We start from the raw sequence: 13,998 nt of genomic DNA on the forward strand, positions 1-13,998 counted from the left end.
GGGCGTCAGGGATCAGGCTCGCACGCGGATCAGGCCACCTGGCGGGATGAGGAGCATCACCACGTTGCCATCGTTCTCAGGGTTCACCGTGGGGGCATCATCTTCGACCGACCAGGTCGCACTGCCGATGGCCAGCGCCAGCTTGAGTGTCAGGTTCACCTCGCCCGTCTCATAGTCGAGGTCCCACATCTGCTCGTCTGGCATGACGTTGCGAATGCGGCATTGGTCGAACGTGATGGGCGTGGTGGGCCTGAACTCCACCACCTCCGCCCCCTCGGCATCCGTGAAGGTGAACTCTGTCATCGTGGGCGTGATCTCCAGCTCCAGCCACACCGTCACCGTCCCGCCTTTGCCCAGGGCAATGTAGGGCGGCGGGACAAAGTCGAGGTCCGTGGTGTCCAGCGTAGGGGGCACCTCGTCCTCTGTGGTTCCCAGGTGAGAGGCCGAGACCCACCCGGGCGTCACGCGGATCTCACAGGTGCCAGCCTCAGGATCCACGGCCGCTGCATACAGCGTCAGGGCGGTGGGCGGCACTGCATCGGTGATCTCCTCTGGCGCATACTCCTGCACCTCCCCGCTGTCCACCGTGTCCACCCGCTGGTCCTCATGCTGGCGGCGGGTGATGGTCCACATCGTGGGCTTGTAGCCGCAGTACTGGGGCAGGCCCAGGGCCAGGTTGACGAAGCCATTGTCCAGGGACTCCTGCACCGTCTGCACCATCGCCCCCATGCTGGCCCAGCTCGCCTGGTCGCTGGTGATGTTGAGGCTCTGGCCCGGGTGCAGGCCCGTCACGCCATCAGCCGCCCAGAGCTGCACGCCGCCCTCCCAGGGCATCACTGCGAAGGCATCATAGAGCCTCCGCGCATAGCCTGGCACGGCGTGCTCACCCTTCTTCAGGGTGATCGTCATGGCGATTGCATCCAGCACGTCTGGCTCAGATCCGGGCGGGTAGGCATCCACCAGCGCAGCAGGCCGCATCCCGTCCGTGCTCACGGCCGTGCCACTGCGCTCATAGCGCACCACCACGCCGCTGGGCACCAGATCCGGGCGGGGTTGCAAGTTCACGGCACGGAGTGGCGGTGTGCCCTTGGTGAAGGTGACAGTTGTTCCCTCGTCCCCACGCGTGGTGAGTTTGAAGGTTGGCGGCTCGGTCGAGTAGTCGAACCACACGGCCGCATCCGGGTGCGCCGTCAGGGCGCTGCGGATCAGCTCGTCACATCGGCGGTCCTGCTTGGTCAGGCGCGGCGGGGTGAACTCTGGGAGCACATACGGCTCCGCCTGGAGCTGGAAGCCCAGGCCCTTGCCCACTGCATAGGTCAGTACGATTTGCAGCATCTCCAGGCTGGTCAGATCTGCCCCGTCCACCACAGAGTATCGGTATCGGTAGGTCTTCTCCGCCTCCAGCGTCAGCTTCACATACGGCATCCGGCTCAGCTCCCACCAGGGGCCGCCCACTTCGATTGCCATCGTGTCCCCCGCCGCCTCCCCCCGCACCACGCGGCTCATCACCCGCCCGCGGAAGTACGGCTCGCCATCGCGTTTCAGCGTGATGACCTGGTCGTAGTCGAAAGGGACCACCGCATCGGCCGCCCGATTGATGGGCAGGGACAGCACGTCCACCGCCTGGTTGTTGCGGGTCAGGGTGCCCAGCGTCACCCCCCAGTGTTCTGGGGTCTCGTCATTGATGAGCCATTCGATTGCCATGGTGCTGAGGTGTGTTTACCGTTGGGCGTCGTTGGCGGCTCGGATCTGCTCCACCTGACGCTTGGCCGCCTCTGCTGTTTGCATGGAGCCTTGAGCGATCTGTGCGGCGGAGACCACTGCGCTCGCTAGGTCCCTCACGGCTTGATTGACGGAGTGAATCAGATTCTGTTGTGCGTTAGCGATGGCTTTCAACTCGCCGGGATCGACACCGTCATTGAGGGAGTCTCGCAGCTCTTGCAGCTTCGCTGCCGTCTCTTCGTTTCGGCCCTTTGACATGGCGATCTGCTGATCGAGCGCCTTCTTGATGACGTCTGTCTGCTTCTCCAGGTCGCCTGTTGACTCCTGCACCTTTGTCTGTGCATCGGCCAAGTCCTCTTTACCCTTCTGCTGCTCAGCCTGCTGCGCCGCCTTGTCATCTTCCATGCCCGACCTCTCCTGCCACTGCTCTCCCTCGTTGGCCCGGTCCTGCACATTGCGGTCCACGGTCTTCTGCCATTCGTCGCCCACTTTTTGCGCATCTTCCTTGGCCTTCTTGGCCGCCTGGTGCAGCTGTTCCAGGACCTTGCGGTATTCCTCCATCGCATCCTTCAGGGGCAGTTTTCCATCGCTTACCTGTGCGTCGATGCTCCTCAGCTCATCCTTTACCTCATCGGGGAGATTCGGATCGGCGAAGAGGCCCTTGGCTTTGTCATTCACCTGTTTGAGCCTCTCCTGGCCCTGCGCAATCTGCTTCTTCACTTCCTGTTTCGCAGCCGCCACGCCCCCAGGCTGCGCCGCGTCTGTGATGCTCGGCGGGGCGAAGAGAGTCGCTCTGTCCGCAGTAATGCCACCCTCCACGATGCGCTTGAGTTCCAGTTGCCGGACCAGCGCCTGGGCCTGCTGCAGCCGGTATTCCGCTTCTGCCTGGCTCTCCCCGGCCTGGGTCGCTTTGGCCGTGACTTTCTCCTCATCACGGTTCCTTGCCGCATCGTTGATTTGCAGCTCATCCCAGCCCGCATCACGCTGGAGCTGGCGGCGTTTTGCCGTCTTCTCACTCTCTGGCAGGTCTGCCTTTTCCAGGTCGGACAGGTCTTGCTGGAGCATGAGCTTCCTCATCTCTTTGGCGTGCTCCAGCTCCCGCTTCAGGTAGTCGGTGCGCTCATCCATCTTGCCCTTCCACCTGTCGATCGCGTCGGACTCCTGTTGCAGCACTTCAGCAAAGGTGGTCTCGCGGACGGTGGCCGAGGCCGTGCCCATGGCCTCCACCACATCAGCGGCGCCCGTCATCATTTTGGAGAAGCTCTCCAGTTTGCTCACGGCGTTCGCACCGAAGGCCCACTCCACCGCCGTGGTGAACTTCTGCCCCAGCTCCGTCTGGGCCACGGCCGCGAGGCGGCTGATGCTCTTCTCCACCTCTGGGTTCTGATCCAGAAACCCCCGGAAGGCGGACCTCGCCACCGCACCGGCGGCGAAGACGGCCGTGCCCCATGCGGCCATGCGCATGGCCCCGGACTTCATGGCCTCATCTGCCGCCTGCTGCTCCTCCGCCATCCGGCGTTGCCGCCGCTCGGCCAGGGCTTCTTCCGTCTTTTCCTTGGCCGCTGCGATGGCCTCTGCGGCCCGCTGCATGGCATCCTGCCTGGCCGTCTCCCGGTTGACCTTCAGCTCAGCATTCCGCTCCGCGGCAGAGACGTCACCCTCGCCCCCGTTCATCCCCTCCAGGAAGCTGTCGAGGTCATCCTCATCATCCCCCGCAGCCCTGGCCAGGGGCGACCCGGCCACTGCTCCCATTTCTTTGGCCAGCTGGTTCCAGTCCTTGGTCGCCTTGGCCGCCCGCTGGATCGCGCCCTCCGCCTCCGTGGCCTTGTCACCCACCTTCTCCATCCCATCTGCCGCCGCCTCAGCGGCCTTGGCAGATTCCTCCAGGCCCTGCGTCACCTGTTTCAGGGCGGCAGTGTCGGCTTGAGTGGTGAGCTTGATGACGTAGGGCACGGGGTGTGGAGCAATTCGGAATTGGGAATGAGGAATGAGGAATTAACAACGCTACGGAGCCAGATAAGTGGTGATGACGACGATGCCGTTGCCCCCGTTGCCTCCAGCGCCTGAGAGGAGGTCATTGAGGCCAGCGCCACCGCCACCACCGCCGGAACCGCGCTGGCCGTTCCCGCCAGCTCCAGCCGCTGCGGTCGTAGATGATGCGCCGCCACCACCACCAGAGCCGACGCCAAAAGCATGTAGTCCACCATTGGTGCCTGACGCGCCAGTGGCGCCCCCCGCGCCCCCTGTGACGCCACCAGTGAGAGCATAGGATGTAGATGGGACACCAGTAGCGCCCGAGAATGCGACACCACCAGAACTGATCCCGCCGCCACCACCACCGCCGCTGGGCACGCATGTGTTAGTCGTGGAACCTGCCGCTGCGGCAGTGCCTGCTACACCTGTCCCGCCAGCCGTGCCTGCGATGGTCGCTGTCGCAGTCCCACCTGGGGTGACAATTGATGCTGATCCGGTGACAGAACCGCCGCTGCCGCCGCTTCCGGTTCCTCCGCTACCACCATTCCCACCAACTGCCACAATTGCGCCAAATGAGGATTGTGTGCCAGCACTTCCGGGATTGCCATTGGTGGTGTTGGCTCCAGGTTCCGGGCCGCCTGTACCGCCTGTACCCACGACGACCGCCACCGTGTCAGAGAGAATGGATGCGTCAATGGGCAGAGACACAACCCCCCCGCCTGCGCCCCCACCGCCCCCGCCAATCGTCACTCCAGCGACGCCGCGTCTTCCACTGCCACCGCCACCGCCACCACCAACCACAAAGATATGTGCCCTGGAAGCATTGGCAGGCTTGGTCCAGGTGCCGTCCGCAGTAAATACTTGCACATCCACCTGTTGAGCAGGGGCGCTATGGTACCCCTTCACCCCGGAGCCATCTGTCCCATAGACCTTATTGTTACCCGGGCTCGCCGAGTCTCCACTTAGGCGCAAGCCATCGGCATCCTGCACAATGGATTGCTGCACCTCCAGCTTGGTCCCATCGATCACCGAGCCCTGCCACACCCCGGTGGAGATCGTGCCCAGCGTGGTGATGTTGTCTGTGCCCGCCCAGGTGCTCAGCGCGGTATTTTCCACGTTGCCCAGTCCCGCCGCCGTCCTCAGTGCGGCCGCATCTGCCTGGGTCAGCAGCCCTCGGCCAAAGCTGGTCGTGGTCAGCGCTGCAATGGCAGTGAGATCAGAGTCCAGGTCCTGCTTGGCCGCCAGGTCACTCACCAGGTTGGTGATGGATGATTGACCGATGTTGGACAGCGTGTTGCTGCCGCCATCGATGGTCTTGCCAGTGAGCGTCATCGTCACGCTGTCCAGCCATTCACCGATCTGCGTGATCGTCGCCTTGCGGCTTGCGGGGGTGCCGTCTGGGTCAACCGTGACCTCGAAGATATCAGTGCCTGCCAGCGAGCTGGCGGCCGTCAGGTCCCTGATCTTCTTGGGGGTTTGGGCATGGGCATCAGGGGCGACGAACGAAAACGCCAGAGCCAGGCTGGCGGCCAGCAGGGTGGGTTTGAGGAGGTGTTTCATCATGGGTTTCTCAGGTTGGGTTGGCTTGTGGTTATGGGTGGAAACTTGCTGTGGGTGGAGCTGCTCGGGCCAGGTCAGGCTTCGTCCTCCTGCACGCGGATGCCGCCGTCCTCGGTCTCGCGCTCCTCGTCGCCCTCAGTGATGCGGGCTCCCCAGACGCCGGTGCGGTTGGGAGAGATGGCCCCGCCCAGGATGCTGTAGTGCAGTCGCAGGCTCACTCCCATCGGGTACATCACCGGCGGGGTGATGATGCAGTTGGCAATGTCGAACTCCGTCCAGGTGCCAGGCATGGGACCGTCTTCGCGAAAGGTCACGGTGCCCTCCCAGGCATGGGCCGTCGAGATCGACCGCATGAACTCATGGACCTCGGCGAAGCTGTCGAAACGGCGGATGGTGTCGAACTCCACCTGCTGGGCCAGGTTGCCCCGGTCCGCGAACTGGGGCACCTCCCAGTTCCAGCCTTCCACCTGCTGCTGGATTCTGCGGGGAGTCATGTTGAACTCCCCACAGGAGGAGCTCCGGTGCTCTCCCAGGACGGGATCGCCAGCGAGGTAGAATGAGCCAATGTAAACGCGCATAGAGTGAGGTGGTGTGGGTGGTGATGAAGGGGTGGGTTGCTAACGAGGAAATTACCGTGGGGCATTGATGCGGACCTGCTGCATCTGATGCTGTGCGGCACTGGTCGTCTGGCGGGTCCGCGCCTGGCTGGCCCGCATCTGGGCCATGGGCATCGTGTGGAGATTGCGGGGGCGTCGTGAGCGGCCGACCGGCAGGGCCTTGCCCCGGTCTGCGGCCGCACTTTGCTGTTGGGATCTGCGGACGAACTCAGCCCCGGGAGCTTGCCGATCCATCCGCTCCCCCTGCGCCTGGGACCGGGCCACGAAGCGGCTGCTCTGGGCCTGGGATGCCTGCTGGAATGCCGCGCCTGGCGAACGCTTCACAAACTCCGCAGACTGCTCCCTCGAGGCCTCTACAAACCCCCGGCCTGGCGAGCGGCGGAGCAGCTCGGCCGACTGCCTGCGGGAGGCCTCCAGGAAGCGGTTGCTCTGGGCCTGGCTCGCTTCCTGGAAGCGGTTGCCAGGGGACCGTCGCACCATCTCCGCAGAGGCCCGCTGGGATGCCGCGATGAAGGCATCACTCTGGCGCTGCGACGCCTGGCGGAAGAGCCCCCCCGGTGACCGCCGCGCCATCTCAGCGCTCTGCCTCCGCGAGGCCTCAAGATACAACCCGCTCTGCCGCTGGCTCGCCCGGGCGAAGGCACGCCCCGCATCCTTCTGTTTCCAGGTCGCCGTGCGACGTGCACTGGCGGCCTGGAACTTGGAGGAGCTGCGGGCGCTGTAGTCGGAGAGGGATGCCATGGGAGGTCATTGCAGGGGCCTTGCAAGAGGCGTTGCGTCAGGGCCTGTCAGGCCTCTTCATCGGGGTCTTCCGTCCCCACCACAAAGAGCGGATCCACCACACCGCCAGTGAAGGTGCGGGTGGCCCGGAACTCCATCTGCCCCACCCGGCGCACACTCGGACCATAGGCCTCGTTGCCCAGGATCGGAGCTGTTCCACTGAGGGAGACGAACACACCCGTGCCTGCGATCTTGAGCTTGTTGGTGGTCGCGGTACTCCGGCCACGCACGGCACCAGCGCCCTGGTGCTTCAGCAGGGCCAGCACCTGTGCGGGGGTGACACCTTCTGGGATCAGCTTGGCCGAGACGTCCAGGGACTGGAAGGTGTAGTCGAACAGCCCCTTGTGGTCATTGGTCTCCGGGTTGAGCTGGAGGTTGAACTCCACGGCAATGCCTTCCTTCGTCTGGAAGGCATCCCACGGTGCATCTCCACCCCATGCACAGGTATAGGGCTGGGTGATGATCTGGGCCGCGTTGAAGGCGGCATCGCCCGGGTAGGCCTCGGCCGAGTCCGTGAACAGCGAGTTGGCGTCAGCCCAGGCGCTGGCCTCCGCATGCAGGCAGGTGAACTGCACATCGCCAAACAGCGTCTTCGTGGCCGCCAGCATGATGTTCGGCATCTTGGTCACCGCGCCTGCTTTGTACACGCGCTTCTTGCCGTCGATGGTCCAGATGGTGATCGTCTTGTCTGCGCCAAAGACGCTGGACCCAATGAGCGCCGATGCATAGGGGAAGAGCACGCCCAGGGCCGCCCACTGGCCCGCAGGGGTGAAGCTGATCTGGTGCATGACCTGGTCAACACGGTCGTCGACCTTGCCGAAGTTGGCCACGTTCACAGCGAAGGTCTCCTGGCCCAGCGTGACCGTGATGTCGCCCTGGGAGTAGAAGGTCTGGGCCTGGTACTGGATGATCGCGGGGCCGCGCAAGATATCGGTTCTAGACATAACTTTTTAGTAGGTGGGAGGTGGGTGGTTGGGGTGGGCTTATTCGTCAGCGATGGGGGCCCAGTTGCAGTCGGAGGGGATCATCCCTTCCAGGTAGGCCACAGTCTGGAAATCGACGGGAAACACCGTCTCAGGGGGCAGCGTGATCGGGCCGGTATAGAGCGTGGCCGTGGCGTTGGCCGGGCCGGGGTAGCTGCCGTCCGCCGTCCAGTAGATCTCAGCTCCACCAGTGCCACAAGTGAGAGTGATGGTGTCGCCCGGAGTGATCTGCGGCTCCAGCACCTTTCTCACGCGGTCCAGCCCCGTGAGCAGTCGCAGCACCACCAGGTAGTGCACCTCCCCTTGGACTGGGGCTTGCAGTGGCCGCATCGGCTTATTGTCGGCCATGAGGACGTTGCCCACTCTCCGCGCCACGTAACGGTGCAGCAGGTTGAGCACATTCACGCCGATCTGTTCGGCGTTCTTCCCCACGCCCCCGCTGGCGGTGTCATCAGCGATGAGCGGTCGCACAATGACCTGGAAGGACTGCACCACCTCAATGACCGGGCCGGGGGATTGTCCCTCTGGCGCATCCACCTCGGGCATCAGCACGATCACGCAGGAGCCTGCCTTGCCATCCTTCTCATTGAGCCCGCTCAGGGCCAGTTCGACGTCACTGTCCACCAGCCCCTTGCGGGCCAGCAGCACAGGGATGTCGCGGAAGAACGCATCATTGGCCAGGCGGCCGTACACGTCCTCTTGCAGGAGGCGGATCACATCGTCGTTCCAGGTGGTGCTCATGATCAAGATTCAAGATTGCAGTTGAGCGAGGTCCTCTCGCAGCATGTCAGCCGCCGCCCCCTCAGCGGCCACCGTGTATTGCTCTTCGCTCGGCAGCAGGCCCCGGTCCTGGGGCAGCGTGACCGATTCCTTGAGCCAGTAGTGCACCACGATCTTGCGGCCAGACTTGTCGCCTTTGATGGGGCGTCCGCTGTCGCTCTCCTCCACCAGGGCCAGGTGGCGTCCCAGGCGGATCGGCTTCAGCCCCTGCATCTCGCGGGCGCGACGGCCGTAGGCCTGGGCACTGGCGGGAATGGTCAGGTACTGGGAGTTAACAGGCTTGATGGTCACAGGCCCTTCCACCCGGGCGAAGATCTCAGGCGCACCGCCCAGGGTGACCGTGGCCCCCTCCGCATTGCTCGCACTCTCTATCGCGTTGCCCCTGCGTGTAAGGTACCCCGTGGGCTGTGCTCCCAGCCGGTCGGCAGTCGTATGGCGGGTGGGGGCAGCACGAAAGAGGATGTGCTCACGAGTCACCACCTCAGCAGCATCCGCGATCCTCTTGTTCAGCGGCTTCAAATCCGTCAGATCCCCCAGGAGGAACTTCAGGGCCTGCGTGACCGTGTCATCGATCTTGATGGTGATTTCAAGCATCGACTGGCCCTCCCATGGAAAAGACGGTCGCAGAGGTGATCACCCCATGCCTTGCCTCACTCTTGCGCAGAGCCGCTGCCAGCCGGGCGCGACGGTCATCATCCAGACCCCGCACACTGAACTTGCTCTTCGGGATCGCTGCCTCTGGCTTGGTGGCTGGCACCTTCTGTGCCTGCTCAGGCTGGCGGGCCACCTGGCTGGGTGCGGGCGTATCGAGCAGCTCACGAGCCTCTCGCCAGTGGATCTCACGCCAGCCCATGCCGCTGTTGAAGGCGAAGGGCGGGTGCGAGACATCCAAGGCGTCACTGAAGGTGGAGCTATCACCCAGGGCATCCCAGACCGGGTCCGTCTTGAGCGCGATCATGCGACCCTTGCGGAGCTCGCCACCGGCCTCGACCCACCGCTGGGGCCAGCCTTTCGTGCGACTGTCACGGGACCCACGGGGCACCTGCCTGGGGATCAGTCGCACCAGTTCCCACGCTGGGAACTGGTCAACCCTCGAACCATCCAGACCACGGGCGCGGAGAGCTGCTCCACGCATGAGCTCCTCCTGCGTCTTGAGGATCAGATTGAGGCGCAGGTCAGAGGAGAGGTCACGCAGGCTGCCAGGCTCGGCAGGAGGCACGCCCCGGGCGGCATCGCCAGGGAATCCTTTCTCCGGGGTGTAGCCCAGTCGTTGTAGGAGCATCCGCAGCTCCAGCCGGATCTGCGGCCAGTCATTACCTCGACCCCCTTGCAGGAGCCTTTCCACCGCCGCCTTCAGAAACTGCACGTAGAAGGCATTGGTCGTCCGGGCGGAGAACACCGCATTGCGCACGATCTGCTGGGCCACCTGGTCCCGGATCTGGGCCGTCCCCAGGGCAGTCGGCATCAGGCCACGCTCTGCGGCGCGGGCCAGTGCCTGGCTGATGGGTTGGGCTTTGATGGAGAGGGCCATTTGTTTAGAGGAGACCGTGGGTGTCTTTGCGGCTGGCGATGGTGGGCCGGCTCTTCACCAACTGGATGGCAGGGCCGCCCGCCTGCTCGGCGTCCGGCGTCTGGGGCGCGACAATGGCCAGCTTGCTGGCCGCCACATCGCGGAGTTCATCCACCGCACGTTCTGTTTCCTTCTGGCGTAGGTCATCGTTGAGGGACCGCATCCCAGGGAGGCGGGTAAAGAGGTAGTCACGCACCAGGGCCAGGGCGCTGGCCTTCAGTTCGGAGGGGATGGTCTGGCCATCGCCCAGGGTATTCTTCTGGCAGGCTGCCACGTAGCCACGCACTTTGCCGGTGATCTCCGCGAGGGCCTCGGCCACCAGATCTGCGGGATCCTGGCTGGCCTGCTTGGCCGCATTGAGCAGCGCCGTGTACTCCGCCGCGGCCAGGCGGCGTTTCAAGTCTTCATCAGTGAGAGTGATCCAGGCCATGATATCAGATGGTGGAGAGCTGCACGGGCTGCATGAGCGTTGACCAGGCCAGATGCCCTGGAGCCACCTCTGCGGCTGGGATGCGGGCCAGCAAATCCACCCCGGCATGGTGCAGGGCGGCGAAGACGAGCTCGGAGCAGAACCAGCGCTCATTCTCCCGGGCGGAGACCCGCGAGACAAAGCGGGCCACGGACCGGTAGTCATACCCCATGCCGATCTGCGCCTCGGCAAACCGGAAGGCGTCACGCCACTGGGCCTCGGTCATGCCAGGCACGATGAAGGCATCCACGCCTTCCCAGTCGGTGATGGTTTTCTTACGCACCCCCGCGCCCTGCCAGCTCTCAATGAGGGTGTGGGTGTCGGGGTAAAGCAGGGCCGCGTGGCTGTACACGCTACGGGTCTGCAGCCGGATCAGGCCACTCACAATGCCCCGCCCTTTGAAGAGCAGGATCACACCTGGTGAAGAGATCTTGAGTGACATGGTCAGGATGCAGTTCAGGAATCAACAGTTGAAGAGAAGACAAGGGGCGCGGAGCAGCCACGCCCCTTGTCGGTGTCAGCAAGCCCGATGATCGGGCGGAACAGGCTTAGGCGGCCGGACTGAAGGATACGGTCGCTTTGCGGATGCCAAGGTCGCTGGTCAGCACAATCCGGCTCTGGTGCCAGACGGTGATGACGGTGCGCATGGGCTTCTGCTCGATAAAGACCTGGAGCCCACCACCAGCCGCAGTGTTGACGAAGCGCTTCAGGTTGGACGGGTCATCCGTGGTGGCACTCCGGCTGTTGTAGAACGAGTACACCACATCGTTGAGCACCTTGGCTTTGGCGTTCTTGGCCGACTGGCGGCGGGCGCTGGCCTTCACCACCTTCTCGACACCGAAGAGGTCCTTCAGCTGATCAGGAGTCATCATGGAGCTGGTGAACCGGCCCGCGTTGTCGCCCGTACGGAAAGACCGGAACCGCTTGAGCCACGCACCTCCCCCATAGATGACCGTGTTGGCGTCGATGCCACGTGCATCGCCACCAAGGTCGATATCCTCAGCGATATCGGCGTCTGGGTCAGCATCGGGATCCAGCGGCCCCCACTCCTTGGCATCGTTGGTGGCCGCCCCGTCGATGATGGCCAGGGCACGCATCATCTCCGTCCGGAAGAGCCGGTTCTTAAGGTGCTTTACCCAGTCACGCTGCACGGTGGGATTGTCACCACCACGGCTGTTGAGCAGAACCACACAGAGGGCCTTGTTGTCCACAGAGCCGTCCGTGCGGGTGCCCTTGCTTTGCACCTTGGCAGGATCCCCACCTTCAGCGATCAGGTCGCCGCCGTCACCGTAGTCGTCCATGAACCCATTGCGTTCATTGTGGACCAGATAGTTGAAGGTCTCCCCTCCGACGTTCACCGGAGAGCAAAGGGAGTTGAGCAGCTCCTCCAGGTTCTCACCGTCACTCACGCCAGTGGCGTAGGTGGTGAGGTCCTGGTTGAGGGAGTCGGTGCCAAAGGCCGCCGCGTTGGCAGCCATGATTCTGCCCGCCTGGGCACCGTCAGCATGGCCGTTGTAGGCCGGAAAGAACGCAGAATTGTCCAAAGCGATGGTCTTCATAGAAAAAAGATATGGGGATGAAAGTGCGTGTGTGCCCCACACGCGAGGTTGTTAAGATCGTGAACCCGTAAGGGTGGGTGGGTTAGGCGATGACCAGCTTCTGTGGCACGCAGTCATTGCCCTCAATGAGGTCTCCGTCTGCACCGGCAGCGCTGATTGCCACGCCGAGGTACCAGTAGGTGCCAGCACCTGCTGGCCGGTTCTGCACCTTGCCGTTGGCCGCCGTGAAGAGTTCCTCCCCGATGGCGATGGCTTCGCTCGCGACGAACTTTTTGGTAGGGCCACGGCCCAGCAGGTTGATGGTCACACGGTCACCGATGGCCACGGCCGTCTTGCCAGCCGGGGCTTCGGGATCCAGCACGCCCAGTGGGCAATCCGCAGCTCCAGCCAGAGCCACATGATTGTCAGAGCTGCCTTTCTTCAAGTTCAGCCAGGCGGTGGCGAAGGCGGCATCAGCAAGCTTCGTGATGGCACGATCATGCTGCTTGACGGCTTCTTCGTAGGTGTTGGCAACAGCCACCCGGCGAGGGCGGCCAAAGATGGGGGCGAGGCCGGAGACCAGGGCGGTCAACACAGCCACGAATCGGGAGGGACGATGTGTTTTCATGGGTGGGGTACTTGGGGTGTGGGTGGGTTGGTCCGGAGCTGACCGCTCTGGAAAAAGCCAGGTCGTCCAATCAGGCGACCTTGGTGAAGAGCTCGGGCTTGGTGGCCTGGAGATTGGTCCAGGCCAGGTCGTAGTTTTCAGGGCGTTGGCCGAAGAGGCCGTCGAGACGCTGCCGCTCAGTGGCCACGGCATTCTCCAAGGCCACGCGCTGCGCATCCTGCGCCTGCAACTGTGGGGACTTGGCCGCCGCCTGGTGGCCCGCAGGGTTGCCGATGGAGGAGGTCGTCTTCACCAGCGGGGTGCGGGCATGGAGCTTGCCCAGTTCTGTGGTGACGTCTGCTTCGTTGGCCAGGGCCAGCAGGCGAGTTGTTTCCGCAGGCCGGTCAGCGATCACCACTCGACCAGTGGCCACCAGGCTGTCCATGGCCATCTCCACGCGGGAGGACCGGGCAGCAGCTGCTGCTGCATTGGCAGTCTTCACAGCGTTTTCCGCCTGTGTCTTGGCAGCCTCCGCATCCATCTTGGCCTGCTCCGCACCAGTCTGGGCAGACTTCAGGTTCTTTACTTCGTTCTCCATGCTGGTGCATTTTTCCTTCATGGAGGTGATTGCCTGGATCACGGCCGCTTCATCAGCGGTCTCGGTCAGGCCCAGTAGGGCGAGGAGCTGTGGGCTCGGTTTCATGGGATCTTCAGTGGGTGGGTCGGGGTTGGTGGGCGCGGAGTTGGCCAGCGGTGGCACAGGGATGTTGCTGCGGTTGGTCAAACCAAAGGAAATAACGCTGGCGGGGTGCAGGCCATCATTGCGCTGCTCGCAGTTCCAGTGGGGCGAGTAGAAGCGGTACTTGGCATTCGCCACCAGGGCGGCCCCTTCAGGCCCCCACTTCACCTGGAACCGCGCTCCGTCATTTTCGGCGGTGATGTTCTGGATCCAGCCATAAGCGGACTTGTCGGGGTACTCCGCCTCAAGGCCCGGCACGTCGGGATGGCCGATGTAGACCGGGCAATCCTCAAACCAGCGGCGGGCGCGGCCAATGACCGAGTTCCATGCCCTGGCCATGGCTTCAGCCTCTGCCCGGTCAAAGATCTGCATCCCCAGCCGGTGCGGATACTTGCCATAGGGCACGAACATGGACTCGGCTTGCAGCACCTCGAAAGGACCCGCCAACACGGAGTTGGCCACAGCCGCATTGGCCACGGCCACCCGGATGGGTGCAAAAGGCTTGCAAGCCCCTTTCAGGAGGCGCATAATGAGGGAGCCAGTCTGGCTTGCGTCGGAGCCCTTTGGGGCTGCCGTGATGATCCCGCTCACTCTCGCAAGAGGTGTTCGCAGAGTTCGCGCAGGCAGACTGGTTTCTTTGTTCATGGGGAGCGGCATGG

14 protein-coding genes are annotated in these 13,998 nt (G+C 63.7%); all 14 read right to left on the reverse strand.

The genetic code is table 11. The features are described from left to right. Window positions 1-12: 12 nt before the first annotated feature. The 14 genes from VSP_RS29665 to VSP_RS29730 all read right to left on the reverse strand — a co-directional run bounded on the left by VSP_RS29665 (window position 13) and on the right by VSP_RS29730 (window position 13,984). Window positions 13-1,704 (reverse strand): hypothetical protein, encoded by a 1,692-nt coding sequence (locus VSP_RS29665; RefSeq protein WP_009965308.1) that lies wholly within the window; start codon window positions 1,702-1,704, stop codon window positions 13-15. Between the two features lie 15 nt (window positions 1,705-1,719). Beyond that, on the reverse strand, window positions 1,720-3,675 hold the full coding sequence (locus VSP_RS29670) for a hypothetical protein (RefSeq protein ID WP_009965310.1): 1,956 nt from the start codon (window positions 3,673-3,675) through the stop codon (window positions 1,720-1,722). A 51-nt stretch (window positions 3,676-3,726) separates the two neighbouring features. Continuing rightward, the gene (locus VSP_RS43710) at window positions 3,727-5,259 is read right to left on the reverse strand and encodes a glycine-rich domain-containing protein (RefSeq protein WP_009965311.1); all 1,533 of its coding nucleotides are present in this window, start codon (window positions 5,257-5,259) and stop codon (window positions 3,727-3,729) included. 71 nt (window positions 5,260-5,330) lie between these two features. Continuing rightward, entirely contained in the window at window positions 5,331-5,834 is a 504-nt protein-coding gene (locus tag VSP_RS29680; protein WP_009965312.1) for a hypothetical protein, read from the reverse strand. 51 nt (window positions 5,835-5,885) lie between these two features. Beyond that, window positions 5,886-6,614, reverse strand: coding sequence for a hypothetical protein (locus tag VSP_RS29685; protein ID WP_009965313.1), 729 nt, complete (start codon window positions 6,612-6,614; stop codon window positions 5,886-5,888). Between the two features lie 47 nt (window positions 6,615-6,661). After that, window positions 6,662-7,597, reverse strand: a complete 936-nt coding sequence (locus tag VSP_RS29690) for a hypothetical protein (protein ID WP_081452804.1) — start codon at window positions 7,595-7,597, stop codon at window positions 6,662-6,664. 39 nt (window positions 7,598-7,636) lie between these two features. After that, a complete protein-coding gene (locus VSP_RS29695; RefSeq protein WP_009965315.1) occupies window positions 7,637-8,377 on the reverse strand; it encodes a chitobiase/beta-hexosaminidase C-terminal domain-containing protein in 741 nt (246 codons plus the stop codon). A 9-nt stretch (window positions 8,378-8,386) separates the two neighbouring features. Beyond that, window positions 8,387-9,010, reverse strand: a complete 624-nt coding sequence (locus VSP_RS29700) for a hypothetical protein (RefSeq protein ID WP_009965316.1) — start codon at window positions 9,008-9,010, stop codon at window positions 8,387-8,389. Continuing rightward, window positions 9,003-9,947, reverse strand: coding sequence for a hypothetical protein (locus VSP_RS29705; protein ID WP_009965317.1), 945 nt, complete (start codon window positions 9,945-9,947; stop codon window positions 9,003-9,005). Before VSP_RS29705 ends, VSP_RS29700 begins: the two co-directional genes overlap by 8 nt. 4 nt (window positions 9,948-9,951) lie before the next feature. After that, entirely contained in the window at window positions 9,952-10,416 is a 465-nt protein-coding gene (locus VSP_RS29710) for a phage protein Gp36 family protein (protein WP_009965319.1), read from the reverse strand. 4 nt (window positions 10,417-10,420) lie between these two features. Further along, a complete protein-coding gene (locus VSP_RS29715; RefSeq protein WP_009965321.1) occupies window positions 10,421-10,897 on the reverse strand; it encodes a C40 family peptidase in 477 nt (158 codons plus the stop codon). Between the two features lie 106 nt (window positions 10,898-11,003). Next, window positions 11,004-12,014 carry a hypothetical protein gene (locus VSP_RS29720; protein WP_009965322.1) on the reverse strand — a complete coding sequence of 337 codons (1,011 nt, stop codon included), beginning with the start codon at window positions 12,012-12,014 and terminating at the stop codon, window positions 11,004-11,006. A gap of 82 nt (window positions 12,015-12,096) precedes the next feature. Next, window positions 12,097-12,621 (reverse strand): DUF2190 family protein, encoded by a 525-nt coding sequence (locus VSP_RS29725; RefSeq protein WP_029190872.1) that lies wholly within the window; start codon window positions 12,619-12,621, stop codon window positions 12,097-12,099. 70 nt (window positions 12,622-12,691) lie between these two features. Further along, window positions 12,692-13,984, reverse strand: a complete 1,293-nt coding sequence (locus VSP_RS29730; protein ID WP_157211133.1) for a phage protease — start codon at window positions 13,982-13,984, stop codon at window positions 12,692-12,694. Window positions 13,985-13,998: the final 14 nt, after the last annotated feature.

The sequence above is a fragment of the Verrucomicrobium spinosum DSM 4136 = JCM 18804 genome (assembly GCF_000172155.1).
Classification (GTDB): domain Bacteria; phylum Verrucomicrobiota; class Verrucomicrobiia; order Verrucomicrobiales; family Verrucomicrobiaceae; genus Verrucomicrobium; species Verrucomicrobium spinosum.